This is a genomic window from Paraburkholderia sp. J94 (assembly GCF_905220285.1).
Taxonomy (GTDB): Bacteria; Pseudomonadota; Gammaproteobacteria; order Burkholderiales; family Burkholderiaceae; genus Paraburkholderia; species Paraburkholderia tropica_A.
This window is the reverse complement of sequence record NZ_CAJMZH010000022.1, coordinates 15,626-41,258: the sequence shown is the minus strand read 5'-3', so window position 1 is coordinate 41,258 and position 25,633 is coordinate 15,626. Positions and strand designations below refer to the sequence as shown.

Below are 25,633 nucleotides of genomic sequence, written 5' to 3'. Positions count from 1 at the left end.
GCGGCGGGAAGGCCATCGATATCATCGACATCATGAAGCACGACACACCACATAACCCCGCTTCGGCAGCGAACCAGGACGCGACCGGAGCCGCGCCGCAATTCACCGTCGACGGCGAGAAAGCCGAGCGCGACTGGCCGCTCATCACGCGCGACGAAGTCGAGCGCCTGCTCGCCGGTTACGCCGATCTCGCGCCGCTCGCGAAGATCGCGTGGCATAGCCCGCGGCCGTTTTCGTCGGCGGTGCTCGCGCATACGCTCGATGGCCGCGCGTGGTTCGTGAAGCGCCATCACGCGCGTTTGCGCAGCGCCGCCGGACTGGCCGAGGAACATGGTTTCATCGCGCATCTGCGCAGCCGTGGCGTGCCGGTCGCGGATGTGCTCGTGGATCGCGCAGGCCACACGGCCATCGCGCAGGGCGACTGGACCTGGGAAGTGCACGCGGCCGCGCCGGGCATGGACACGTATCGTGGCGTGATGTCGTGGAAGCCGTTCTTTCACGCGAGCCACGCGTGGTCGGCGGGCCGCACGCTCGCGCGCCTGCATCGGGCCACCGCCGATTACGACGCGCCCGCACGCGCGTTGCAGCCGCTGCTGTCGAGCTTTCGCGTGCTGAGTTCGCCGGATCTCGATGCCGCGCTCGACGCCTGGGTGCAGGCGCAGCCGGGGCTCGCGCGCTCGCTGGCGAAGCATGACTGGCGCGCCGATATCGCGGAGGCCATCGCGCCCGCGCACGCGCGGCTCGCGCCGCTGTTGCCCGCGCTGCGTTCGCAATGGACGCACGGCGACTGGCACGCCTCGAACCTCTTGTGGACCGACGCCGCGCCGGGCGCGCAGGTGCGCACGGTGCTCGACTTCGGCCTCGCGGATCGCACCTGCGCGGTCTACGATCTCGCGCTCGCCATCGAGCGCAACGCCATCGACTGGCTCGCCGCGCCCGCAACGTGCACGGTGCAGTACGAACACATCGGCGCGTTGCTCGACGGCTATGCGTCGCTCGCGCCGCTGAGCGACGCCGAATACGAGGCGCTGATCGCGCTGCTGCCGATCGTGCATACGGAATTCGCGCTGCTCGAAGTCGAATATTTCGACGATATTCTCGGCGACGAAACGGGCGTGCGCGCCGCCTACGACGGCTATCTGATCGGACACGCGCGCTGGTTCGAGAGCGAGGACGGACAACGCTTGCTCGCGTGGCTGCGCGCGCGACGTAGTGAGGAGGGCAAATCATGAACGTTGCGAAGGGAAAGGCGATCGACGTGCACAGCGAGGCCGACGATGCCGCGCGCCGCGCACGCGTGCTGGTTGAACCGGAGGCGCTGGCGCGCGAGTTGGGCGCGACCGATCTCGTCGTGCTCGATGCGCAGGTGGAGTTGCCGTCGCCACGTTTCGACGGCGATTACCGTGTGGCGAGCGGGCGCGACGGCTGGCTCGCGCAGCGCGTGCCGGGCGCGCGGCATGCCGATCTGACCGCCGCGTTGAGCGCGCCGCACGCGACGTTGTCGTTCATGCGGCCCGCGCCGGCTGTGCTCGCGCAGGCGCTTGGCGAACTGGGCGTGAGCAACACGTCGCGCGTGGTGATCTACGATCGCGCCGATGGATTCTGGGCCGCGCGGCTCTGGTGGATGCTGCGCTGGATCGGCATCGAGGCGCGTGTGCTCGATGGCGGCTGGCGGGCGTGGCGCGAGGCTGATCTGCCGATCGAGAGCGGGCCGGCTCAAGCGGTGGCGCGTGGGTTGATCGACGTGCGTGAACGCGATGGCATGTGGGCGGATCGCGCCGACGTCGAAGCGATCGTGGCAGGCGAGCTTCGCAGCACGCTCGTGTGCGCGCTGTCGGCGGGGGTGTTCGCGGGCGAGGCGGCGAGCCGCTATGCGCGGCGCGGACATATTCCGGGCAGTTCGAATGTGCCCGCGCGTGGGTTGTTCGATGCGAGCGGACGGTACGCGGCGGTTTCCGTGCTGCGCGAGGCGCTGGGCGCGCTGGATCGGGAACAGCCGGTTTGTGTGTATTGCGGCGGGGGTATTTCGGCTGCTGTGGACGCGCTCGCGCTGACGCTGACCGGGCGCGGCGATGTGTCGATTTATGACGCGTCGTGGCAGGAATGGGCGGCGGATTTGGCGTTGCCGGTGGTGGTGGGGCGCGGGTGATTCATCGGATTGGTGCGGTCATTTGAGGGGCGTTCACTCTGTCACCGTGATCTCGACGCGACGGTTGCGCTTGCGGCCCTGAGCGGTCGAATTGTCGGCGGCGGGTTCCGCGTTGCCTTTTCCCGTCGAATGAATGCGGGCGGGTGTCACGCCTGCGGAGACGAGAATCTGGACGACTTCCAGTGCGCGAGCATCGGACAGCGTCAGGTTGGAGCCGTGTGCTGTCTGTGCGAAAGGCTGGTCGTCGGTGTGGCCGGTGACGAGGACCGTGCCCGGCGTCTGGGCAATTTCTTGCCCGATGCGGGAAATCATCGGCTTGATCCGTGGATCGATGTTCGATTGTCCGGCTTCGAAGATGCCTTCCAGCCGCAGCGTGACGGTGGTGTGCCCGGCGTTTTCGACCAGGCTGACGGTGCCCGTGCTCAAGTCGCTCGCAAGCCGGTCCGTCAGCCGGTCCGTCAGCCGGGCGGCGAGGGCGCCGGAGGGCGCTGGGGTGGAGGTCGCGGGGCTTGGCGGCACGATCGGCGTGTGCCATGAATACCCGATGGCAGCCGCGGCGGCAATTAGCAGCAGGCCGAACAACGCGGCTACCGGCCATCGCCGCGATTCCAGGCGCGTGTTCGGTGCTGGTGGCGCCTTAATCGTCACTTGATCGACCGGATGAATCTCGACCGTTGCCGGGGCGCTTTCGGCAGGCGGTTCCGCCGCCCTGACACTTTCAGCGGGCAGTGCGATGCGCGGTATGTCGGCGGTCACGGCCTGTTCGATCTGCTGCTGAATGGCCGCGATCCGCTGCGCACTGTCGTTGGCGAAACGATAGCGGCCCTTGAATCCCCGTTCGAGAATCTGCTGGATGACTGCGATCAGATGGCGATTCTCGTGCGGCGCGTGCAGCGCCTCCGTGGCGATCGCGTAGACGCGGTCGCCACCCCGGCGGTCATAACCGAACACCGTGACGAGCGCTGTCGCGCTCCAGTCCATGCCAGGCTGCGAGCCGTTGCTCCAGTCGCTCCGCCCGGCGGCTTCGTCCAGCGCCGAGCACAGGCAGTATCGGGCCTGTTCGGCGTGCTCCTGAGGCAACCTGAGTTCGCCGCAGATTTTTCCGAAAATCCGGAGCTGCTGAACCAGCCATTGCCGATGGTGGGCGACGCCAGCCACGTCGAGTGCGGCGGGCATTTCCGCAAGCGCGTCCAGTAGCGGACGGGCGGCTTCGAGCAGCGGGTTGTCCGCGCTTTCGGCGGCCCGAATACGCGCGCGATACGACACCGTGGGATCGGCGACGCGGCGCGTATCGGGCGAAGTGCCTGTCGCGTTCATGGGCCGTTTCCCGATGACATCGCGATCAACGCGCACTGGGCGGCACCGCCGGGAGGCCTGCGGGAGGCAGGCCCGGCGGCGGACCGCTATCGGTGAGACCGAACACCGGCATCGAACTCGGGCAGCGGAACGTTTTCAGCACGTCGCTGGTGAGCGGATTGGCAACGCTGCTGGTCGCGGCGATATCGAGCACGGCCTTGCGTCCATCGAAGTCGAAGGCGGCGCGGGTGCGCCCTGGCGTGGCGGTATCCGTCACATGGCCTTTGTCGAGCAGGCGCATCAATGCCCACGGGCCATTGGCCGACGCCGTCGACGTTTCGGGACGGATGCGCGGGTGGGCGGTCAGTTCGGCATGCACGCCGCCGCGCGGACCCGGCCAGGTGACGATGAAGGGCACAACCGGGCCGTGCTGGTAAAGCAGGGTCTGCCCGTCGATGTCGATCGCGAGACCGGTAATCGCGGGATCGAGTTCCGGCACCTGAATACTGGCTTTCCAGGTCATCTGATTCTGGCCCTGGCCGTTGAAGAAAACGTCGCGAATCGCCTTGGCGTGCTGGAACGGTTCGAGATCCGGTCCCTGAACGGGATCGGTCGCGCCGGGCAATGTGCGGTAGCGCCACGGCATCGCCGAGGTGTCGACGAAAGGCGCCAGCGTCTTGGTGAAGAAGTCGTCGATGACACCGCCCTGCGCAAACATCCGCGTGAAGTCGTCGATGCTCACGTCGCGCGCGCTGCCGGGCGTGAACGGGTAGTTGCCCTCGATCGTGAGCCGGCAGGTGTCGCCGATGACGGCGCCCATCTGGCGCGAGAGCAGTTGCCCGATCCCCTGATTGACTTCCTTCGAGCCTTGCTGGGCGAGTTGCAGCAGGACGGTGCGGAAGGGAGCGGGCATGGTGTTCGCCGTCATCTTCAGCTTGGCGGCCGCGTCGCTGGCGGGCGGCATGCTGTTATTGCCGATCGCGTTGTCGGCCACCGTGAGCGCGGTGTAGTAATCGTTCAACTGGTTGGTCACGCCGTCCAGCCCGGTTTTGCCGGCTTGTGCCGTGGCGTCGGCGGCGGCCTGCACCGCGGCGTTGCCCGTCACGACCTCGCGCAGCGCCGCGAAATGGCTGTCGACGATATCGCGCTCGATCTCTTCCGATGCGCGAATACCCAGCGTCGTGTCGGCCTTCTGGCTGAGCTGGTCCGTCGCTTTCTGGAGCAGGGAGCCGCCAGTGGCGGCGATGGGCTGCGTGAGCGTGGTTTCGTGCACGGCCGCCCGCGCGAGGCGCGCGAGCGGCGAGTCGGGCGCGGCGAAGCTGCGCAGCACCTGCAGGTTGAAGGCGAGACTCGTGCCCGTCACCGTGCGGATGTCGCCGAGGAACGCGTCCCATTGCTGGGTGTATTCGGTCAGATACTGACGACGGATGGCTTCCGTCAGCGGATCCTCGGCGCCGGTGGTCGCGCTTACGAGCTCAGCAGTTTTTTTTTGAGCCTGATCGGAGAGGCCGGCGAGGTAAGAGCGCCCCATGACCCACGCATCGTCGTCGCGCGCGACCTGGGTGAACTCGGGCAGACGCTTGTCGAAGAGTTTGCGGTAGCCGTCGAACGTGAACAGGCCCGGCACGCCGCGGGAGAGCGGGGCGCCGCTCGCACGCGTGAAGACCGTGCCGGCTTGCGGACCCACCGCGCGGATGAGCGTGAACTCATCCGGCGCCTCCTTCATCATCGCCGCCTTGGCCCGCTCGTAGAGCCGGTCGGTGGCATTGCTGCCGTCGAGGAAGGCGCGCGCCGACTGAATCAACGCATCGTTGCGGATCAGCGGCGACTGGACGATGCGAGTGCCGGAAAAGAGTTGCTGGACATGATCGATCATCGACGCGCGACCGCCGAAGACGGATGCGCTATCCGTCTGCGCCCAGTCGTCGAGCACCCACGCCTTGACGTCGTCGGCGTTGAATCGGGCCTTGTCGTACAGCATGAGATAGGCGCGCAGGGCTTCGTAAGTCGCCTTCGGATCCTTGTTCGCGATCGATTGCGAGATCACGTCTTCCATGCGGTGCACGATTTGCGGCAGCAGCAGGTTGTCCTCGAGCGCATCATAGGTGTGACGGCTTTCGGTGACGATGTCGGGGGCGGTGTAGAGGCCATAGCGGAACGTACTACCTGGATCCGAAAGATCGAGGCCCTGATACGTCGGCAGATAGCGCGCGGCGCTCAAGGTGTCGGGCACAGCCTCCGGCTTCGGATCGTGATACAGCTGCGTGACACGCGCGGCGAGGGCCTGCGTCTTGCGGGCGATGGCGCCGAGATAGTCACTGTTGTTGCCGAAGCTCACGCGCAAGCCGATGACCAGCCACGCGAACAGCAGCAGCGCGAGCGCATGGCCGATCAGGCGCAAGAGGCGGAAGCGGAACTCCCAGCGCAGATTCGGACGCACCAGATGCGCCTCGGGAATGACGATCTTCGTAAAGAGGTCATGCAGGAAGAAGCCTTCGCTGGCGGCTTCACGCAGCGAAGCGGCCTGGCTCGTCATGCCGGACATGATCCGCTGCATGATGGTGCGCCGTTCGGCCACGAGTTCGCTGCCGGACTGATCCGCGCTCGTGAAGTACACGCCGCGCAGCGTTGAATACAGCTGGGTGTCGTCGTAGCGCGAATCGAGGAACACGCGTTCGATCAGTTCGACCAGCGGCGCGCTCAGCGCGGCGAATTCCTGTGACAGCGCAGCGAGCTTGCGTCGATGGATCGGGTCGTATTCGTCCTGCAAGCGGGCATTGACGCCGTTGTCGAGGCGTTGCACGAGTTGGCCTAGCTCCGAGCGGCAGCGTGCGGTCACCCCTTCCTTCGCGATGGTTTCCTTGCCGTAGGGCAGGGTGAAACCCCACGTTTGCGCGCGGTTTTCGGCGGTCAGCGACGAGAAGTATTCGGTGAAACCCGTCAGCTGGTCCATGCCGGTCACAATCAGATAAACCGGAAACCGGATGCCGAGCTCGCCACGCAGTTCGGCCAGGCGCGCACGCAACGCGGCCGCCTCGGCCATGCGGCGGCTGTCGTCCTGATTCGTCAGCTCGGCGAGGTTGACGGCGAGCAGCGCACCGTTGATCGGCGCGCGCGGGCGATGCTTGCGCAGCATGGCGAGAAAGCCCAGCCATTCCGCAGCGTCGATGCGCTGCTGAGAATTGACGACTTCGGTGCGCGCCGACGCGCCGGTTGCGACAAGCGCCTCTTTGCCGCCGCTTTCTCCAACGGGAGCGCCGGACTGATCTTTCCCGCTGGCGGCGTCTGCCGCGGGCGTTGGCGCCGTCAGGATTGATGCAACGGCGAACTTGCCTTCCTCCGAGCCGTGACGGGTGTAGCGGCCTGCCGTGTCGATCAGGACGGCGTCATTGGTCAGCCACCAGTCCACGTTCGGAGTCGGCCGATGCATCGCGCCCGCTGCCCGCTGCATCTGCTCGGCGACAGGGAAGGCGAGACCGGCATTCAGCAGCGCGCTCGTCTTGCCCGACGATTTCGAGCCGAGCGCGATATACCACGGCAACTCGTACAGGTAGCGCTTGCCCTGGAACAGTCGTCCGGGGCCACGCGCACCGGTGCGCATCGCTTTCAGCCGCGCGAGCGCCCCGGCCACGATGGCGCCCACTTCCTTGAGTTGCGCCTCGGCGGGCGAGGGGTCTTTCTTGCCCCCGAAAGTCAACATCCGCTCGACCAGCGACTGGTTGCTTTTCATCTCCTGCCACAGACGGAAAAGCCAGTACACCGCGAAGACGAACAGCACGATGGCGATCGCGACGACGCGAGCCGACTCGGGCGCGAAGGGCTGCATCTTGCCGAACGTGAGCAACGGCGTGGCGTACCAGATCAGCAGGCACAGCAGCGCCACGATCACGGGGCTCGTCGACCAGCCGACCAGCCATAGCAGGACGCCTGCCAGCAATAACGCGATGACGAGCACACGCATGCCCGCGCCCGCAAGCGGCTTCAGTCCGCCGAATGCGACGAAGGGTCCGACAAACCAGATCACCAGCGCGATGACGAGCAGCGCGAGAAAGGCGAGGAACTGGCGCGAGACCAGAAACGACAGGAATTTTTTCATGCCTGGATGCTGACTGCTTTCATGGTTCCGTTTATTCCGCGACCGTGATTTCGACACGGCGGTTCTGCGCGCGGCCCTGCGGCGTGCCGTTGTCGGCCACCGGATCGGCTTCGCCCTTGCCGATGGCCTCAAGACGGCCTGCCGGCACGCCGGCGGCCTGCAGCATCTGCATGACCTGAGTGGCGCGTTCTTCGGACAGCGCGTCGTTCGAGGCGAACTGTCGGCTCTTGATCGGCACGTTGTCGGTGTAGCCGAGCACCGAGACCTTCCCCGGCACCTTGACGATCTCGGCAGCAATCTTCGAGATCAGCGGCCCCATCGACGCGTTCACGGAGACGCCGCCAGGCGGGAACATCGAATCGCCCCTGAACGTCACCGAACTGTGATGCGAGTCTTCGTCGACGCTGACCGTGCCCGCGGCAATTTCGTCCTTGAGCAGCGTCTTCAGATGCAGGGCGGGCGGCGCGGGCGGCGGCGTCATGTGACCGATGTCGGCGATCTGCTTTTGCACTTCGGCGCTGCGCCCCAACAATGTGTATTTGAAGTAGCCAAAGCAGCCGATCAGGATGATCGAAAGCAGGGCGACCGTGATCCATACCGGGAAGTCGTAGAACGATGCGCGCCGGCCCTTCACGTCGGACTGCCAGTGCGGCGAAAGCGCGACCGGCACGATGCCGCGCCTCGCCATGATTTCGTTGTAGATGCGCTGGCGCACGGCTTCGTGCTTGCGGTGACCGCCTGCTTCAAAGCGGTAGCGGCCTTCGAAACCCAGACTCAGGATGCGATAGATCACTTCGAGCAGATCGAGATGCTCCTGCGGTTCGGCCATCAGCCGGCCGATCAGCAGGTAGACCTTGTCGCCGCCTTGCCGGTCTTCGTGGAAGATCGTGGCGAGTCCGCGCGTCACCCATTCGACGCCGGCATCGTGGCTATCGCTGCCACGGTTGGGCGTCTTGTCGCCGCGCGCGGCTTGAGCGACGCCATAGCCCTTGCTGTTTTTGCCCCACGCGGTCTGCATGGCCGCCTCGTCGATGGCGGTGCAGAGGCAGTAGCGTGCGCCGAGCATGTGGTCGCGCCGAATGTTCGTCTGCTCGCACAGCCTCTGGAAGGCGCGCACCTCCTGCTCGAGCAGATCACGCAGTTGCTCCACGCGCTGATGATCGAGTTGCGCCGGCATGTCGGCCAATGCGCGCAACAGCGGGCGCGCAGCTTCGAGCAGCGGATTGCTGGCGGCCTTGATGGCCGCGAGACGGGTTCCGAGCGGCTCGCCCGGTGGCAATTCCCGCCGGGGTGTCGCGTGCTGATCCTTGAAGTCCGGGCTGTACCCGGCCGTATCGATCGTTGCCTGTGGCATGACGGCATTTCCTTGTCTGCGTATCGGTGGCCCGTCGTTATCCACGGATGCCCCACAACTCGAGCTTCAGCGACGGGAACTCGCCCGCGATGTGCAGCGCGAGACCACCACGGCGTTCGACGTCCTCCCAGAGCGCGCCCGTGCGCGAAAGCTCGTAGTAGATGTAGCCCGCGTTGAAGGGAATCTGACGCGGCGGCACCGGCAAGGCCTGTAGCGCGATGCCGGGCAGGTGCGCGCGCACGAGATCGGGCAGGCGCTCGGAAGGGCCGAGCTTGGCCTGGGCGGCAAACTGCTGCTGCAGCGTATCGGGCGGCATGGCCGCGCTGACCGCGAGCACAACCGAGGTAAAGCCATGCATTTCCACCGGGTCGACGACCGCGTTGCGCATGCCGTAGCCGGCATCCTTGAGGTCGATGCTTTGTGCGCTGCGAACGAGCACGGCATTGAGCAACTGATGCGTGTCGTCGACGACGGGCTTCAGGCACAGGTGCGGAGCCGTGTGCTGATACGCCGGATGAGAGTCGAGCGGACGGCGTGTCGTGGTCCGCACATAGGTCGACAGTTCGCCTGCCATGCTGATGAGCACGGTATAGAGTTCGGCGGGCGAGGTGGTCGGCACGCGCCGCAGATGCTGCAACAGCGGCTCGTAGCGGTTGAGCGTTTGCAGCAGCAGGTAGTCCGAGACCTCGGACGCGGTACCCGCCTTGCCGTCCGCGCCGGTCAGACGATGCGCGAGCGCGGTCGCGCGCAGGCGCGTGAGATCGTGGATCTTCGCGAGCCAGCTCGTGAGCAGCCCGCTGGCTCCATATGCCGACACGGGCGGCACGAGGGTATCGTCGAGTTCGATGCTGCTGTCCGCGCGAATGGTCGTCACGCGCGTGAGCGCAAGGCCGATCCACGCGTCGGTCATTTCCTTCTCGGGCACGAGACGCAGACGCAGATTCGACAACTGGATCTTCTGCGAGCCTTGGCCGACCGAGTTGGTGTCGCGCAGATCCGTGTTGAATACGGCGTAGCGCGCGAGCGAATCCTGCGCGTTGTCGAAGGTCGTTTCCTCGCCGTTGGGCACGCGGATCGGCACGGCCAGATAGATGAGTTGTTCAAGATGTTCGGGCCGGATCGTGAGCGGCGCGGGCGGAGGTGTGCCGCCAGGCGCGTCGAACGGTGTGCCGTCAGGAAAAACACCGGCCGCGGACTTCACGATGACCTTGCCCAGTGCGAGCGCCTCGGCGTCGAGCGAGTAGTGCGTGAAGCCAAAGAAGAATGGCGAAAGGGGCGCCGCGCGCTTGTGCGCGAAATGCTCGAGATAACGCTCCTGTTGCTGGAATAGCTGCGGGCGCATGAACAGCCCCTCGTTCCAGACGACCTTGTTATGCCAGCTCATGATCTTGGTCTTCGCCTCGCGGTTTACTTCTGCGTGTTGTCGGTAATCCTGATCGCCCCGGCGTCAAGATTGATAGTCAGATTCAGCTTTGGCGACGAGAAGCGATACCATGCTTTCTCGGGTGTCGCGGGCAGCAGATACGTGGCGCGCCACACGGCGTGCGGCAGATCGCGGTATTCGGCGAGCACGCCCAGGGTGGTCGAGTTCGCGTCGGCGACGCGGCGGATGGTCTGATGCTCGCCTGGCCGCAACTGGAACTCGTCACGTTTGACGAGATCGTCGGTGAGCACCGCCTTGTCCTTGTCTTGCAGCGAAAAATAGTCGGCTGCCTTGAACGCGTTGTCGGTCTTCAGTTCATAGACGCGCACCACGATGGGCGCGGCCCGTCCCTGGTCGTCGGGGTTGACCGTGGTCGCCGCACTGATTGTCAGGTCCAGCCGCAGCGGCATGTGCGGTTTGGGATCGCCGCTTGCACAGGCGGCGAGCAGCAGCGCGGGCGCGCAGGCTGTCACGGAGGTAATCAGGCGCATGCGATAGGGCACATCGGTATAAGACGGGACGTGCCCGACGAGTGCCGCGTGCAACGCGCACGTGGCAAACGCCGGGCGGGACTACAGCGAAACTGCCCTCAGGCAGTCGAAGCTCAGGCTTCCTTGTTGCCCTTGATGTCGTAGCTGGCCGTCACGGCGCCGCCGCTTCCGCCCTGGGCATTCTGGACGACATATTCCTGCTTCACCTTCGCGAACGACAGGCGGACCTGTTCGCGAATGCCGTTGTCGCTGTTGCTGCCTGCCGGGCTCACGTGCGTGACGAGCACGTCGTGCATCGTGATCTTGAGGTACTCGAGCGGGTTGCCGCCTGCCTTGCGAACGGTCAGGACTGCCTGGTCGATGTGCTTGCCAGTCAGGCAATACTTCATCAGATTCGGGCTGGCCCGGTCGACCGAGTGTTCGAACGACAGATCTTCCACGGTCGCCTTGCCGGCGCCGCCGCCCGAGCCGGCGTGCATGCTCGACTGTTGCGAAATGCCCCAGTTCCAGTTCGCCACTTCGATTTCGTTCTTGTGCGAAGCGTCCGGCGACTCACCGTCGATACCGTCGATCTTGAGGAAAATGTCCTGCGCCATCTTGAAACTCCTTCGTTGAAAAATGTACTTCACGGGGTATTGGACGGGCGCGTGTTGATATCCCTCACCAGACAAAGGACGGCCTGCCCGATGCGGAATGAAGCGCCCAGCATTCCCACAAGGGAATCCTCTGCAGTTGAGAAGGTGATTTTTCGCCGCGTGGATTTCGCCATCGCAGCGGCTTTTCTTCCTTCGAATCGCAGCGTTCTCGCGCCTGCGGCCGGGGAGGCCGGGCGGCGCGACATAGTGGCTTACACATTCGCAAAGCGTTTGGATGCCGCTTCAAATCACGACGCCGCGTGCGTCAGGCGGCTTCCTTGATCGACGGCAGCTTCGCAACCAGGCGTAACGACACGGTCAGGCCTTCGAGCTGGAAGTGCGGGCGCAGGAAGAATTTCGCCTGGTAGTACCCAGGATTGCCTTCGACATCCTCGACCAGCACTTCGGCGGCGGCGAGCGGCCGGCGCGCCTTGGTTTCCTGCGACGAGTTGGCGGGGTCGGCATCGACGTAATTCATGATCCATTCGTTCAGCCAGCGCTGCATGTCCTCGCGCTCACGGAACGTGCCGATCTTGTCGCGCACGATGCACTTCAGATAGTGCGCGAAGCGCGAGCAGGCGAAGAGGTAGGGCAGACGTGCCGACAGGTTGGCGTTGGCCGTCGCGTCCGCGTCCTGATACTCAGCCGGCTTTTGCATCGACTGCGCGCCGATGAAGGTCGCGTGGTCGGTATTCTTGCGGTGAATGAGCGGAATGAAGCCGTTCTTCGACAGCTCCGCTTCGCGGCGATCCGAGATGGCGATTTCGGTCGGGCATTTCATGTCGATGCCGCCGTCGTCGGTCGGGAACGTATGGCACGGCAGATTCTCGACCGTGCCGCCCGACTCGACGCCGCGAATCAGCGAGCACCAGCCGTACAGCTTGAACGAACGGTTGATGTTGACGCCCATCGCATAGGCGGCGTTGGACCATGCATAGTGACGGTGATCGGAGCCGGCCGTGTCTTCCTCGAAGTCGAATTCGTCGACCGGATTCGTCTTCGCGCCGTAGGGCAGGCGGGCAAGAAAGCGCGGCATGGCGAGACCGATGTAGCGGGCGTCCTCGGTGTTGCGCAGCGCATTCCACGGCGCATATTCGAGGTTCTGCGTGAAGATCTTCGTGAGGTCACGCGGATTGGCGAGTTCCTGCCACGATTCCATTTGCAGCACCGAGGGCGACGCGCCCGAGATGAACGGCGTGTGGGCAGCGGCCGAAATCTTGGCGATCGAACCCAGGAGGTCGACGTCCGGCGGCGTATGGTCGAAGTAGTAATCGGCGACCAGACAGCCGTAAGGTTCGCCGCCGAGCTGCCCATATTCTTCTTCGTAGATCTGCTTGAAGAGCGGGCTCTGATCCCACGCGAGACCCTTGTAGCGCTTCATCGTGCGGCGCAGATCGTCCTTCGAGATATCCATGAAACGGATCTTCAGACGCTCGTCCGTCTCGGTGTTCGAGACCAGGTGATGCAGGCCGCGCCAGGCCGACTCCAGCTTCTGGTAGTCGTCGTGGTGCAGGATCAGGTTGATCTGTTCGGATAACTTATGATCGATCTGCGCAATGATGGCGGCGATGCTCTTGTACGCATCGTCGCTGATCGTGGCCGACTGCCGGAGCGCCTGCTCGGCGAGCGTCTGGACGGCGAGTTCGACGGCTTCGCGTGCCTGCTCGGTCTTCGGACGGAATTCCTGGTTGAGCAGTTGGGTGAAATCCGAACCGGTTACGACGCCGGCAACCGATGCGTGTGCTTGCTGTTGTGCCATGACTTGTCTCTGAGGGTTTCTGTCGATCAGTTTGCGTTGCTGGTTTCGGTCGTGTCGTCGGCGGCCTTCGGCTTCGGTGCGGCGGCCAGCGATTTCAGAAGCGAAGGATCCTGGAGCAGCTGGTTCACGAGCGATTCCGCGCCCGACTTGCCGTCCATGTAGGTCTGCAGGTTCGCGAGCTGCGTGCGCGCGTCGAGCAGGTGGCGCAGCGGTTCGACCTTGCGTGCGACCGCAGCCGGCGAGAAGTCTTCGATGCTCTCGAAGGTAATGTCGACCGTCAGTTCGCCTTGACCCGTGAGTGTGTTCGGCACGGCAAACGCGACGCGCGGACGGATCGCCTTCATGCGCTCGTCGAAATTGTCGATGTCGATATCGAGGAAGCGTCGATCTGCCACGGCGGGCAACGGCTCGACCGGCTTGCCCGAGAGGTCGGCGAGCACGCCCATCACAAACGGGAGTTCGACCTTTTTCTCGGATCCGTAGACCTCGACGTCATACTCGATCTGCACACGCGGCGCGCGATTGCGTGCGATGAACTTCTGCGAATTGCTGGAAGCGGACATAGGGAAACTCCCGTGATCGGTGATAGGTGTGATAAAGGATCGGCAGCGTCAGAGAGACTGCCCGACAGTGAGAGACGCTTCGGTGCCGGTGGTGAGGTCGTCGGCCTGGCAGGCCTGAGCGGTATCCACCGACCGGAACACCAGGGCGGCGACGGGCGGCGCGTCGCGATCGCCCAGTGCGATGTCGATGCGCGAGATCGGCTGCTTCGACGAGAAGGCATCGAGCCACAGGGTCGACAGGCGAGGCAGCACATGCTGCTCGATGAAGCCAATCAACACGCGGGCGCCCGTTTCCTGCACGAGACAGCGACCGACGATGTAGTCGACGACCGCCGCGTCGTAGGTCAGCGCTATCTGGTGCGTTTGATCCATGCGGCGGACGACGCGGTCCAGATGCAGGCGGACGATGTTTGCGAGCGACGCGCTGGCGAGCGGCCGGTACGGCACGACGGTCACGCGGCCGAGAAAGGCAGCTGGAAACACCTTGAGCAACTCGGGCATGAGCGCGTCGCGCAGGCTCTCCGCGTTCGGTGCGAGCGTTGGGTCTGCGCACAGGCTCGCCGTGAGTTCGGAGCCCGCGTTGCTGGTGAGCAGGATCGTGGTATTGCGGAAGTCGATATACCGGCCGTCGCCGTCTTCCATGTAACCCTTGTCGAATACCTGGAAGAACATCTCGTGGACGTCGCGATGGGCCTTCTCGATCTCGTCGAGCAAGACCACGGAATAGGGCCGCCGCCGCACAGCTTCGGTCAGCACGCCACCCTCGCCGTAACCGACGTACCCCGGCGGCGCGCCCTTGAGGCCCGAGACCGTGTGAGCCTCCTGGTACTCGCTCATGTTCACGACGATCAGGTTCTGTTCGCCGCCGTAAAGTGCCTCGGCGAGCGCCAGCGCGGTTTCGGTCTTGCCGACGCCTGATGGCCCCACGAGCAGGAAAACGCCAAGTGGCTTCTTCGGATCGGTGAGACCCGCGCGCGCGGTTTGCACGCGCTCGCCGATCTGGTGCAATGCGTCGGGCTGACCAATGACGCGGGCCTCGAGCGTGGCGGGTAGCGTTCGAACGGCCGCGATTTCGTCGGTCACCATCCGGCCGACGGGGATGCCTGTCCAGTCCGACACGATTTCCGCGACGATGGCTTCATCGACTTCCGGGAAAACATAGGGGGCGTCGCCCCGCAGTTCCGAGAGCGCCGACTCAAGGCTGCGTAGCGACGCGGCGCAATCCTGATCGCCGGACCGTGCCGAGTCACGCGCTTGCGCAAGCGCCTGCATGGCGCCGAGCTGCGAGCGCCACTGACCTTCGATCACGGAGATGTCACGGTTCAGGCTGTCGATACGCGCACTTGCCGATGCGACGGCCTGGTCTGCATCCAGACCGATGAGCGCTTCCTGCTGGAGCAAATCGCGTTCGACGGTGGCCGCGCGCAGACGCTCGCAAAGGTTCTGCAACTCGCGCGGCGGCGTATGCTGCGAAAGCGCTACACGTGCACAGGCTGTATCGAGCAAGCTGATTGCCTTGTCGGGCAACTGGCGCGAGGGAATGTAGCGATGCGAAAACCTCACCGCTGCACGGATCGCTTCGTCGAGCACGACGACGCCGTGGTGCTGTGCAAACGTTTTCGCGAGTCCCCGCACCATGTCGATGGCCGCGAGTTCCTCGGGCTCCGCGACCTGGAGCACCTGAAAGCGGCGCGTGAGTGCCGGGTCTTTTTCGATATGCCGCTTGTACTCGGCCCAGGTCGTAGCGCCGATGGTGCGGATCGTCCCGCGTGCGAGCGCCGGTTTGAGCAGATTGGCCGCGTCGCCCGTGCCTGCCTGGCCGCCGGCCCCGATCAGCGTATGGATTTCATCGACGAAGAGAATGACCGGGACCGGTGATTTTGCGGCCGCTTCCAGCACACCTTTGAGGCGCGCCTCGAACTCGCCCTTCATGCTGGCACCCGCGAGGAGGGCGCCGACGTCGAGGCTCAGCAGTCGAACATCGATGAGTTTGGGCGGGACTTCACCCTGAGCAATTGCCAGCGCGAGACCTTCGACGACGGCTGTCTTGCCGACCCCGGCTTCGCCCGTGAGGAGTGGATTGTTCTGCCTGCGGCGCAGTAGCACATCGATCATCGTGCGTATTTCGAGCTCGCGTCCCACGACGGGATCGATTTCGCCCGCACGAGCGCGAGCGGTCAGGTCGGTGCTGAATTGTTCGAGCGTCGAGCCAGTCGAAGTCCCCAGCATGGCCTGCGAGGCTTCACCCGGAATCGCGGGAGCATAATCGCTGTAGTCATGTGCGACTTCGCTTGCCTCGGGCGAGCCGTTAATCCACGCCGGCAATAAATCAATTAGATTATCTACGGGAATTTTAGCGAAAACAGGCGAAATGGAGAGCAGCGCTCGCCGTAAATCGGGCGTGGTAAGAAGCGCCACAAGCAGCCACGCGCCGCGAATGCGATTTTCTCCCATGCCGAGCGAAGTGATGAGCCAGCCGCGCTCAATGGCGCTATCGACATGATGCGAAAAATCGCTGATAGAACTTGCTCCAGCCGGTAGCGCAGCGAGTGCTCGTGCCATATCGCGATCTAGTGTGGCCTGATCAATTTCGCAATGACGCAGTACACGATGCATGTCGGAATCAGGCTGCTGCATCAATTGATGCAGCCAGTGCACCAATTCGACATAGGGATTGCCTCTGAGCTTGCAGTACGCCGTTGCTGATTCAGCACTCCTGAACAGCGTGGCCCCCAGTTTTTGGAACAGGGACTGACGGGAAATCGCCATGGATTTATTCCAGGATTATTGTTCGCTTCATGCTTGATGCGGCCCGTCTCTCCCGGATCGCACGGTGTGGTCTTCTCTCTGTGGTCTTGCGGTGCGCGTGTGCGCTCCCTCTATAGCCCTGTGAATTCCGGTGAAAAACAGCCGCGTTGAATTGCTCGGGGCTATTTGTACGAAGAACTGTAATTCCAGAAGTCTTCGCGCGTCAATGCGGTATATGCGGTATTTCTGCTATTTTTCATACCAAATTCATCTCAAATATTGCTTTCATGGTCTATTTATTCTTGTTCCATCATCTCAATTTTTACGTCAATAGAGGTAATCCGAATTTGTGTTAAGAAGTGCAATTTTTTGATGTTGAGTAACGAAATTTAAAGAACGCTCGGGTTGTTTAAAGATGCCTCGATGATCTTTTTATGTCAGGTGAAATTTGACAAGTCGTCGCAGTAGACGAATTCAAGTTTCATGTGTTTAAAATGCGCGTCTTCAAGCATATTCATGTCACTGTCTCATGCTCTTCTTCCAGATGCTGCGCGGTCGGGAATCACCTGTGATACGCACCGAGCCTCAAGCAATCCTGACTGACGACGCGTCTAATGGAGCGTCCGCAGACACATTGGAGGCGGATAACGATCTGCTTGCGATGCTCGGCGAACATTACGCGGATGATGACCTGCGGGGCAGCGACGCCATCTTTAGTTTTATTGGATCACGTCCGGCGCTGGAGCAGGGTGCGGCGTCGCAGTCGCCGACACGCTTCGACGCCGACGATCTGATGTCGAGTCTGCACAGGCAGTACTGCCAGGCACTAGACAATCCATTCGGGCTGGGATCGGTGGCCGAGTGGGAAGCTCCGGCAGAGCCGGCTGGCCACGATGCTCATGGCGGGTCCGGTTTGCCTGTCGATCCGCATCGTCACAGGGCTGGCCATGATTCAATCGAAGCGCTCCTGACTGGCGCGCAACTGCTCGATCATGCATTTGGGTCGCTCAAGGAAAGTGATCTCGGATACCTGCCGGAATCCGAATCGGCGCCGGAGATCTTGCGCCTCTTTGCCCCGCCTGAATATCAGGCTTCAGGCTTGCGTTCCAGGGCAATGCTCCCGCCGGCGCTCGCGCGCCGCGAGCACCATTCCCTCGGTATCGACAGCCCGCTGCCCATGCCGCAAGTGAACCTGACGGAGGATTCGGAATGACGTTATCACTGGATGCACGGCTTGCTGACGTGCAGGACATGATCCGGCGGGAGCCGGCGGTTGCGGGGCATCGCTGGAGCTTGTTTCAGTTGCTTTGTGTGACGGAGCAATGGGAACGGGCGGTCCAGCAGTTGCAGGTATTTGCGCAGTTGATTCCGCAGCAAGCGCAGGCCGCGCAGGCGTATCGCGACTTGATTCGTGCTGAGCGGTGGCGCGCGAAGGTCATGAGTGGACAGGCACAACCGGGCTTTGTTCTCGATCCGCCGGTGTGGGTGGGGCGGCTTGCGGAGTCGCTCGGGCTTGCCGCAAACGGTCGACAGGATGCAGCCGACGCGATGCGAGAAGCGGCGCTGGACCAGGCGCAACTGGTACGCGGTGTCGGCAAGGACCAATCGTTCGACTGGATCGCCGACAGCGATTCGCGTCTTGGCCCGGTCTGCGAAATCATCACGGCGGGGCGCTATCGTTGGCTGCCTTTCGCCGATATCGCCGCGTGGGAAATCGCGCGTCCAGCCGCGCTGGTCGACCTCGTATGGGCGCCTTGCCTGATTACGCTCGTCGACGGCGCGAAGGTGCGGGGCTTTATGCCCGCGCGCTATCCGGCTGTCGTGGGTACAACGCACGATAACGCCACGCTGGATGCATTGCGTCTGGGTAATACGACGATCTGGTCCGATTGCGGCCGCACCAGTGTGATTGCGCAGGGCCGCAAGACATGGACCAGCAGTGTGGGCGATATTGGCCTGTTCGAGCTGGATATTTGCACGTTCGGGCATGATGCCGACCGCCGCCCGGACGACGATAACGACACGATTGCCATGCACGGTGAGGAGCGCGTCGATGGAGCGGCGTAGGCGCAAAGAGGGAGGCGCGCAGACGGGCAACGCGCCTCGGCGGGCCAATACGTTTCTCATGCCCACGTTGCTGGACCGTCTGCGTGACGACGCACCGCACAGACAGCACGAAGCACCGGGCGAGTATGCCGTGACGCGTGCGCAGATGCGCGACATTGTCCAGCGCGATCTGGCGTATCTGCTCAATTGCACCAACATCGAGGAGCAGATCGACCGGGAGCGTTACCCCCACGTCGGCTCTTCGACGGTGAACTTTGGGGTGCCGCCGCTGGCCGGCAAGTTCCTCGCGACGCGCCAATGGTCCGACATCGAGACGATCATCAAACGGGCCATCCGGGACTTCGAGCCGCGCCTCGTGCCGGACAGTCTCAGCGTATTGCCGTTGCATGACAAGGATGGCGAAGTCCAGTACAACGCCCTGGCGTTCGAAGTTCGTGGCCTGATCAGCATGGACCCTTATCCGATGGAATTCATGGTGCAAAGTTCGCTCGACCTGGAAACCAGTCAGCTCGACGTTAGCGGCGCGCGCGGCATCTGAATCAGATCGACTACGGGACAAGGCAATGGATGCACGGCTGCTCGACTACTCCAACCAGGCATTGATCTATCTGCGCGAACTCGGCGCCGCATTCGGGCGGCAACATCCGGGTATCGCGGCACGCCTGGACATGCACGCCGGCGAGGTGGCCGACCCCTACGTCGAGCGGCTGCTCGAGTCATTCTGCTTCATGGCCGCGCGCGCGCAGATCAAGATGGATGCGGAGTTTCCACGGTTCGCCGAACGGCTACTCGAAGTCATCTACCCGAACTACGTGGCGCCGACGCCGTCCATGTCAGTCGCCCGGGTTTATCCCAACAAGGCCGAAGCGAATCTGAGCCACGGCGTTCACGTGCCGCGCGGCACGGTGCTCAAGGCGCGCAAACCCGCAGGCGAGAAAACGGCGTGCCAGTTTCGCACCGGGCTGGAGGTCACGCTTTATCCGCTGGAAATTTCGGGGGCGAGGCTCACGGCGACTCCCTTGGACGTGCCCGCGCTCGATCGCTATGTTCCGCACGACCGGCAGGTGCGCGGCGCGCTGCGCCTGCGGCTGCGCACCACGAACGGCGCCCGGATTGCGGATCTCAATGCGCTCGATCGCCTGCCGGTTTATCTCGCCGGCGACGAACAGGTTGCGTCCCACCTTTTCGAACTGCTGCACGCAGGCAGCGTGGCATTGCTCATCGGCGAACCCGGCTCGTCCGGCGGGATGACCAGACCGCTTTCGGCTGTGACGTCCAATCCGGTCGCACTCGAAGGTCTCGGCGTCGACCAGGGACTGTTGCCGCTCACATGGTCGAAATTCCACGGACACAATCTTTTGCACGAATACTTCGCGTGCCCGAGCCGTTTCTTTTTCTTTGCGCTGACCGGGCTCGCGGAAGGATTCAGTCGTATCAACGGCTCGGAAGTCGAAATCATCGTGCTGCTGGATCAGCCCATCGACCGGCTCGCGAATCTGGTGGACGCATCGCGGTTCGCGCTGTTCTGCACCCCTGTCATCAACCTGTTCGAGAAGCGGACCGACCAGATCGAAATTCAGCAGGGCGAAGCGGAGATCCGCCTCGTGCCGTCGAAGCTCGAACCGCTCGACTATGAGGTATTCGCGATACGGACATTGAGCGCGCAGAACGCGTCGTTTTCGAACGAACAGGAGTTCAGGCCGCTGTTCCAGACGCTGAACCACGACGAGGGCAATTATGGGCGCTATTTTTCGAGTCGCCGCGAACGTCGCCTCGTGTCGGACTCGGGACGGCTTTACGGCACTCGCACGCCCTATATCGGCACGGAAGTGTTTGTGTCCCTGGTCGATCAGGCGCAAGCGCCGTATGGCGAAGATCTTCGCTTTTTGTCGGCCGATGCATGGGTGACCAACCGGGATCTGCCATTGCTCGTGCCGCGTAATGGCGTGAACGACCTCGACGGGCATGACGAGGCGGCGATTGAATCGATCGGGCTGATTCGCCCACCCAGTCTCCCGCGGCCGCCCTATGCGGAGCGCGAGATGGCAGCACGTCTCATCCGGCAACTGAATTTCAACTACCTGCCGTTCAGCGATATGGATCACCGCGAGGGCGGCCAGGCGCTGCGCGACCTGCTCGGTCTCTTTCTGTCGGGCGAGGACAGGGAGCGCCGGCGTCAGGTCGACGCGCTGATTGGTGTGAAGACGCAACCGGTCACCAGCATGCTGCCGGGCAACGGCCCACTCGTGTTCGGTCGAGGCATCGAATGTGTCCTCACGGTCGACGAGACGGGTTTTTCCGGCGTGAGCCCGTATCTGTTTGGTGCGATCATCGAGCACTACCTGGACCGGCATGCGTCGATCAACTCGTTCACGCAGACGGCGCTGGACTCGATGCAGCGAGGGCGCGTGGCCCGCTGGCCGGTGCGCATGGGCATGGGCGGAGCGGCGTGATGAAACGAGCGCTTTTCAAGGCACGGGTGCAGGATCTCGCGCTGTCGCCATCGCTGCTCGGACACCTGCAGGCCGAGCCCTGGCGATATGGTTTCCTTGCGCTGATGCGTCGTATCGGAGCGAACCCGGCAATCGACCCCTTGGGCACGGCCCGGCTTCCGCAGGCTGAACCTTTCCGTATCGGCCAGCAGCCGGCACTGGTTTTCGCGCCGCGCGAGATCGCGAGCGCGGGCGTTGCGCACGATCGCTTGAAGATTCGCCTCTTCGGACTCGGCATGCTCGGTCCCAATGGGCCGCTGCCCATTCACATTACCGAGATCGCGCGCGAACGCGAGGAGCATCGGCGCGACCCGACGCTCAGCAATTTTCTCGATGTCTTTCACCACCGGCATCTCACGCAGTTCCATCGGGCCTGGGCATCGGCGCAATCGGCTGCAGGTCTCGATCGCCCGGACAACGAGCGTTTCACGTTCTACGTCGCGGGTCTTGCCGGCCACGATGTCGGGGAAATCGACGAAGGCCCTTTGCCTGCCCACGCGCGGCTTTCGGCGTCGCCCCATCTCATTCGCGAGTCACGTAATCCGGGTGGACTCGCCGCCACGATTGCCCATTATTTCGGGGTGCCGGTTCACATCGAAGAGTACGTTTTTCACTGGCTGGAGCTGGCCCACGGCGAGCGAAGCAGGCTGGGCGTGCCGGGCGCGGGTTCGATCATGGCCGTGAACGGAATTCTCGGCGACAAGATACCCGATCGCCAGTGCCGTTTCCGCATGGTGATCGGCCCGGTGGATATCGACGATTACCAGCGCTTCACTCCGCGCGGATCGGATCTGCTGCGTCTGGTCGAATGGGTCCGGGCGTTTGTCGGCACGGAAATGCATTGGGAACTCGAGTTGAAGATCCGGCCGCACAGTGCGCCGCCGGCCGTGATGGGCGGTCCCCAGCAATTGGGCTGGTCGGGGTGGCTTGGGCAGTCGCCGTCGGCGGAGCCCGTCACAGGCATGCTGTTCGAGCCGGAACGCTATGTGTCCCAACTCAGGCGGGATGCAAAATCCCGTGCTGCCTGGTCGAATCAACAGGTTGAACAATGAGCCAGAAACGAAAGCAGAATCCGCAGGCTGAGAAGAACCCGCAGGCACCTCAGGGGCGCGGCGCCAACCATGACTGGATGGCGCCCATTTCAGCTGGGGAGCCTTGTGGCGTGGATCTCGAATACGACCCCGAGTTCGTCGTCCTGAGCGCGAGCGTCGCTGCGAAAGCCGATGCCCAGTACGGCGATTTCGTCGGCACACCCGAGCCGGTGAACTGGAGCGACGTGGATCGCGATTGCCGCCGGCTGATGGTGCGCAGCAAAGACTTGCGCCTGGCGCTGCTGTTTATCCGTTGCCGCACGCGTCTCGCGGCCGCCGCCGGTTTCGCGGAAGGTCTGGGCTTGCTGGCGGGATGGCTGATGACCTTTCCCGACCTGGTGCACCCGCAACTCGGCGTGGACGAAGATCGCTCCGCCGCGCTCGAGATCCGCATGAACGCCTTACAGTCGCTCACCGATGCCGATGGCCTGATTTCGGATCTCAGGGAAATCGCGCTCACCCGGTCGACACAAACACGCCTGCAACTGCGGGACGTCGAGCGCGCGTTCGCGCATCCCCGGCCGAGTGACGCGCTCACTCCAGACTCCGTGACCCGGCAGCTTGAGGAACTGCGCATGCAGCGTCCTTCGGTGCTTTCCGGATTCGACGACGCGATGGAGAGTTTGACGGCGATTGAAGGCTGGTGTCGCGAGCATCTGGGTGTGTACACGCCCGACCTCACCGCGATCAAACGGCTGCTACGCCATGTTGCCATTGCGCCGGGCAGCCGTCAGGTGGAAGCCGCCGCTGAAGAAGAGGGCGATGTTCAAGCGGATGCGGAAGAGAGCACGGCGTTGATTGAGTTACCGGCCGCTTCCGGGGAGAGTGATGCCGACGCATTGCCCGAACCCATGACGCCGCGTACAACCGCCAGGGCGTCGGATCGCCACGCGGCGCTTAACCTGATTCGTGAAGCACGCTATTGGTTTGAACAACACGAGCCAAGCAGCCCGATACCGGTATTGCTGAGGCGCGCCGAGCAGTTTGTCGGCAAGCGCTACGCCGATGTTGTCCATGCAATTCCCGCCGAACTATTGGCCCAGTGGGAGAGCGTAAGGGATGACGAATAACCAGGCCATTCTGTCGATCGACTGTAGATGAAAATTTGGCAGTGTTAAGGACTATTCACGCTCATCACGAAGATTGCACCCGTCTATCGCAAGTGCGGGAAATAGATGGAAAGAAGCGGTGAGCGCAACATGACACGCTGCTTCACAGCACGGAATTTGAGTCTGGGTGGAGGAAAAGAACGAACTATGACGAAGCCACATCAACCACCGGCAGACCCGGCACTGCTCGATTACTACACGCGCGAGTGGCTGTACACGACGGCGCTTGCACAGGAATTCGCGGCCGAGCATCCGAAGATCGGGGCACGTTTGGGCATGCAGGCGGGCGAGATCGGCGACCCTTATGTCCAGCGGCTGGTTCAGGCGTCGTCCTTCATGACGGCGCGCACGACGATGCGTCTCGACGCGGCGTTTCCCGATCTGATGCAGCCGATGCTGGAGACGATCTACCCCAACTACGTCCGGCAAACCCCGTCGATTGGCGTGGCCCGCCTGTATCCGGGACACGAAAGCGGTCATCTTGGCCAGGGCTTCGTCATCGAGCGCGGCACGGCCTTTACCTCGCGCATACCAGCGGGCGAAAGCACGCCTTGCACATTCCGCAGCAGTCAGGACGTGACCGTCTATCCGCTCAGCATCAAGCTCGCGCGGGTCACGCTGATTCCGCCCGACATTCCCTCGCTTGACCAGTATGTGGCGGACGGCTTGCGCGTGCATGGTGCCGTGCGCCTTACGCTCCAGACCACCAACGGCGCGCCCATTGCCAGCCTGGAAGGACTGGACCGGCTGCCCGTTTATCTCGCGGGTGAGGAGCGCACTGCCTCGCATCTGTTCGAACTGATCCACTCCGCGGGCATTGCCAGCGTCATGGCCGCGCCGGGCCGATTCGCCGACGGGCCACTCTACGGAGTTACACGGGGCGCAGTGGCCCACGAAGGCATTGCACCGGAGCAGGCAGTGCTGCCCGACGTGCCGCGCAGATTGCACGGGCATGGGCTGTTGCAGGAATATTTCGCGTGCCCGGCGCGCTTTTGGTTCTTCGCGCTGACAGGGCTCGGTCAGGGACTGCAGGCTGTCGCGGGTAACGAAGTCGAGATCGTCATCATGCTTAACCGGGCGCCGGGAGCGCTGTCCGAAACGGTCGATGCGGCGGATTTTGCGCTTTTTTGCACGCCGGTCGTCAACCTGTTTCCATTCCGCACGAAGAACCTCGAAATCATCCCCGGCGAGCTTGAGCATCGGCTCGTACCGGTGCCCGAGGCCCCCGCGGATTTTGACCTGCGCTCCGTGGACACGGCGCGTGGTCAGGTTGCCGAGGAAAACAGCGACGAGGTGCGCTTCGAGCCTCGGGACCGGCCAGCTGGCACCGGCGGTACAGGTGGTGCAAGCGGCATTGGCGAAGAACACTATTTCAGGCTGCGCCGCGAGACTAATCTGGTTCAAGGCGGTGGCCGGCAGTACGGCACACGCCGCCCGTTCATCGAGACGCAGAGCTTCATTTCGCTGGTGAGCGGCCAGGACCAGCCCCATGACGGCGGCATTCGGTTCCTGTCGCTGGATGCATGGCTGACCAATCGGGATCTGCCTTCGCTGCTCGAGTGCGATGGCCGCAACGATCTGACGCTTGCAGGCTCGAAGCCGGTGGCCAGCATTGGCTTTGTGCGCGCGCCGTGCGCACCCAAACCGCCGCTCGCGCGCGGCGACCTGGCCTGGCAACTGATGGGGCAACTGAAGCTCGACTACCCGTTGTTCGACGATCGCGACGAGGAGTCTCAGCCAGGCGAAGGCGTGCGCCGCCGCTTGCGGCTGTACGTCACCTCCGGCGCGGATGTTCTCTCGCGTCAGGTCGAAAGCCTTGTGAGCGCCACCGCTACGCCCGTGAACGACATGCTGCCGCCTGGCAACGGCGGGCCGGTGTTCGGACGAGGCATCCGCTGCGAATTCACGTTCGACGAAAGCGGGCTCGACGGAGTGAGTCCCTATACGCTCGGGCTGGTGCTCGAACACTACGTCGCGCGCCACGTCTCGATGCACGCGTTTACGAAAACCGTGCTGCATTCGAAACAGCGCGGCCAGCTAGCCCAATGGCCGCCGCGCCCCGGTATGCGCGACGTTTCCTGAATCGCGTCTCTGACTGGCCACCTAACGTGGCGCGAGTCCAATGCGCTCGTTTCGCTCGCCTATAACATGGGGAACCTCAGGCAGGCGCCTGGTCAAATCCGCAAGCTGAACGACGGCGGCAACGAGAGCGCGATATGTTCTGTCTAACTTTTTACAATGCCAATCATTGAGTGCAGGGAACGCGACCGCACGCGGCTATTGCGGATAGTGACAAATTTATTGCAACGCCGTTCCAGCAACGAAACACGCCTCCCATTACACGATTTCCCCATTTAAAA

The 25,633-nt window shown here is 63.4% G+C and carries 18 protein-coding genes; 9 read left to right on the top strand and 9 right to left on the bottom strand.

Translation table 11 applies throughout. From position 1 onward, the window contains the following. Positions 1-32 precede the first annotated feature (32 nt). Entirely contained in the window at positions 33-1,232 is a 1,200-nt protein-coding gene (locus tag U4Y88_RS34170) for a phosphotransferase enzyme family protein (RefSeq protein ID WP_321789261.1), read from the top strand. Further along, complete coding sequence (locus U4Y88_RS34165) at positions 1,229-2,149, top strand: sulfurtransferase (RefSeq protein WP_321789260.1); 921 nt, start codon at positions 1,229-1,231, stop codon at positions 2,147-2,149. Before U4Y88_RS34170 ends, U4Y88_RS34165 begins: the two co-directional genes overlap by 4 nt. Positions 2,150-2,182: 33 nt before the next feature. Here U4Y88_RS34165 and U4Y88_RS34160 read toward each other — a convergent pair whose 3' ends face one another. From U4Y88_RS34160 to tssH, 9 genes are all read right to left on the bottom strand, one after another. Beyond that, positions 2,183-3,466: a DotU/TssL family secretion system protein gene (locus tag U4Y88_RS34160; RefSeq protein WP_321789258.1), complete on the bottom strand. Its 1,284-nt coding sequence runs from the start codon at positions 3,464-3,466 to the stop codon at positions 2,183-2,185. A 25-nt stretch (positions 3,467-3,491) separates the two neighbouring features. Continuing rightward, the gene (gene tssM, locus U4Y88_RS34155; RefSeq protein ID WP_321789256.1) at positions 3,492-7,541 is read right to left on the bottom strand and encodes a type VI secretion system membrane subunit TssM; all 4,050 of its coding nucleotides are present in this window, start codon (positions 7,539-7,541) and stop codon (positions 3,492-3,494) included. A gap of 31 nt (positions 7,542-7,572) precedes the next feature. Next, complete coding sequence (gene tssL / locus U4Y88_RS34150) at positions 7,573-8,895, bottom strand: type VI secretion system protein TssL, long form (protein WP_321789254.1); 1,323 nt, start codon at positions 8,893-8,895, stop codon at positions 7,573-7,575. A gap of 37 nt (positions 8,896-8,932) precedes the next feature. Beyond that, positions 8,933-10,279, bottom strand: coding sequence for a type VI secretion system baseplate subunit TssK (gene tssK, locus U4Y88_RS34145; RefSeq protein WP_321789252.1), 1,347 nt, complete (start codon positions 10,277-10,279; stop codon positions 8,933-8,935). A gap of 23 nt (positions 10,280-10,302) precedes the next feature. Further along, positions 10,303-10,809 (bottom strand): type VI secretion system lipoprotein TssJ, encoded by a 507-nt coding sequence (gene tssJ / locus U4Y88_RS34140; protein WP_310634380.1) that lies wholly within the window; start codon positions 10,807-10,809, stop codon positions 10,303-10,305. Positions 10,810-10,922: 113 nt separating this feature from the next. After that, on the bottom strand, positions 10,923-11,405 hold the full coding sequence (locus U4Y88_RS34135) for a type VI secretion system tube protein Hcp (RefSeq protein ID WP_321789250.1): 483 nt from the start codon (positions 11,403-11,405) through the stop codon (positions 10,923-10,925). A gap of 304 nt (positions 11,406-11,709) precedes the next feature. Next, positions 11,710-13,203, bottom strand: coding sequence for a type VI secretion system contractile sheath large subunit (gene tssC, locus U4Y88_RS34130; protein WP_310634359.1), 1,494 nt, complete (start codon positions 13,201-13,203; stop codon positions 11,710-11,712). Between the two features lie 26 nt (positions 13,204-13,229). After that, entirely contained in the window at positions 13,230-13,766 is a 537-nt protein-coding gene (gene tssB / locus U4Y88_RS34125; protein ID WP_321789248.1) for a type VI secretion system contractile sheath small subunit, read from the bottom strand. Positions 13,767-13,814: 48 nt separating this feature from the next. Next, complete coding sequence (gene tssH / locus U4Y88_RS34120; protein WP_321789246.1) at positions 13,815-16,535, bottom strand: type VI secretion system ATPase TssH; 2,721 nt, start codon at positions 16,533-16,535, stop codon at positions 13,815-13,817. Between the two features lie 508 nt (positions 16,536-17,043). On the opposite strand from tssH, the gene U4Y88_RS34115 reads away from it, so the two are divergent. The 7 genes from U4Y88_RS34115 (at position 17,044) to tssF (U4Y88_RS34085) (ending at position 25,355) form a co-directional block, all read left to right on the top strand. Further along, positions 17,044-17,727, top strand: coding sequence for a TagK domain-containing protein (locus U4Y88_RS34115; protein WP_321789244.1), 684 nt, complete (start codon positions 17,044-17,046; stop codon positions 17,725-17,727). Continuing rightward, the gene (locus U4Y88_RS34110; protein WP_321789242.1) at positions 17,724-18,581 is read left to right on the top strand and encodes a type VI secretion system accessory protein TagJ; all 858 of its coding nucleotides are present in this window, start codon (positions 17,724-17,726) and stop codon (positions 18,579-18,581) included. Before U4Y88_RS34115 ends, U4Y88_RS34110 begins: the two co-directional genes overlap by 4 nt. After that, positions 18,568-19,119 carry a type VI secretion system baseplate subunit TssE gene (gene tssE / locus U4Y88_RS34105; RefSeq protein ID WP_321789240.1) on the top strand — a complete coding sequence of 184 codons (552 nt, stop codon included), beginning with the start codon at positions 18,568-18,570 and terminating at the stop codon, positions 19,117-19,119. Before U4Y88_RS34110 ends, tssE begins: the two co-directional genes overlap by 14 nt. 25 nt (positions 19,120-19,144) lie before the next feature. Further along, positions 19,145-21,034, top strand: a complete 1,890-nt coding sequence (gene tssF / locus U4Y88_RS34100; protein WP_321789238.1) for a type VI secretion system baseplate subunit TssF — start codon at positions 19,145-19,147, stop codon at positions 21,032-21,034. Then, complete coding sequence (gene tssG / locus U4Y88_RS34095; RefSeq protein WP_321789236.1) at positions 21,034-22,125, top strand: type VI secretion system baseplate subunit TssG; 1,092 nt, start codon at positions 21,034-21,036, stop codon at positions 22,123-22,125. Before tssF (U4Y88_RS34100) ends, tssG begins: the two co-directional genes overlap by 1 nt. Next, positions 22,122-23,234, top strand: a complete 1,113-nt coding sequence (locus tag U4Y88_RS34090) for an ImpA family type VI secretion system protein (protein WP_321789234.1) — start codon at positions 22,122-22,124, stop codon at positions 23,232-23,234. Before tssG ends, U4Y88_RS34090 begins: the two co-directional genes overlap by 4 nt. A gap of 186 nt (positions 23,235-23,420) precedes the next feature. Beyond that, entirely contained in the window at positions 23,421-25,355 is a 1,935-nt protein-coding gene (gene tssF, locus U4Y88_RS34085) for a type VI secretion system baseplate subunit TssF (RefSeq protein ID WP_321789232.1), read from the top strand. Positions 25,356-25,633 lie beyond the last annotated feature (278 nt).

Excerpts from the sequence above, each read along its gene's own strand:
- U4Y88_RS34170 (WP_321789261.1), top strand. The coding sequence starts at position 33 with ATGAAGCACGACACACCACATAACCCCGCTTCGGCAGCGAACCAGGAC.
- U4Y88_RS34165 (WP_321789260.1), top strand. The coding sequence starts at position 1,229 with ATGAACGTTGCGAAGGGAAAGGCGATCGACGTGCACAGCGAGGCCGAC.
- U4Y88_RS34160 (WP_321789258.1), bottom strand. The coding sequence starts at position 3,466 with ATGAACGCGACAGGCACTTCGCCCGATACGCGCCGCGTCGCCGATCCC.
- tssM (WP_321789256.1), bottom strand. The coding sequence starts at position 7,541 with ATGAAAAAATTCCTGTCGTTTCTGGTCTCGCGCCAGTTCCTCGCCTTT.
- tssL (WP_321789254.1), bottom strand. The coding sequence starts at position 8,895 with ATGCCACAGGCAACGATCGATACGGCCGGGTACAGCCCGGACTTCAAG.
- tssK (WP_321789252.1), bottom strand. The coding sequence starts at position 10,279 with ATGAGCTGGCATAACAAGGTCGTCTGGAACGAGGGGCTGTTCATGCGC.
- tssJ (WP_310634380.1), bottom strand. The coding sequence starts at position 10,809 with ATGCGCCTGATTACCTCCGTGACAGCCTGCGCGCCCGCGCTGCTGCTC.
- U4Y88_RS34135 (WP_321789250.1), bottom strand. The coding sequence starts at position 11,405 with ATGGCGCAGGACATTTTCCTCAAGATCGACGGTATCGACGGTGAGTCG.
- tssC (WP_310634359.1), bottom strand. The coding sequence starts at position 13,203 with ATGGCACAACAGCAAGCACACGCATCGGTTGCCGGCGTCGTAACCGGT.
- tssB (WP_321789248.1), bottom strand. The coding sequence starts at position 13,766 with ATGTCCGCTTCCAGCAATTCGCAGAAGTTCATCGCACGCAATCGCGCG.
- tssH (WP_321789246.1), bottom strand. The coding sequence starts at position 16,535 with ATGGCGATTTCCCGTCAGTCCCTGTTCCAAAAACTGGGGGCCACGCTG.
- U4Y88_RS34115 (WP_321789244.1), top strand. The coding sequence starts at position 17,044 with ATGCTCTTCTTCCAGATGCTGCGCGGTCGGGAATCACCTGTGATACGC.
- U4Y88_RS34110 (WP_321789242.1), top strand. The coding sequence starts at position 17,724 with ATGACGTTATCACTGGATGCACGGCTTGCTGACGTGCAGGACATGATC.
- tssE (WP_321789240.1), top strand. The coding sequence starts at position 18,568 with ATGGAGCGGCGTAGGCGCAAAGAGGGAGGCGCGCAGACGGGCAACGCG.
- tssF (WP_321789238.1), top strand. The coding sequence starts at position 19,145 with ATGGATGCACGGCTGCTCGACTACTCCAACCAGGCATTGATCTATCTG.
- tssG (WP_321789236.1), top strand. The coding sequence starts at position 21,034 with ATGAAACGAGCGCTTTTCAAGGCACGGGTGCAGGATCTCGCGCTGTCG.
- U4Y88_RS34090 (WP_321789234.1), top strand. The coding sequence starts at position 22,122 with ATGAGCCAGAAACGAAAGCAGAATCCGCAGGCTGAGAAGAACCCGCAG.
- tssF (WP_321789232.1), top strand. The coding sequence starts at position 23,421 with ATGACGAAGCCACATCAACCACCGGCAGACCCGGCACTGCTCGATTAC.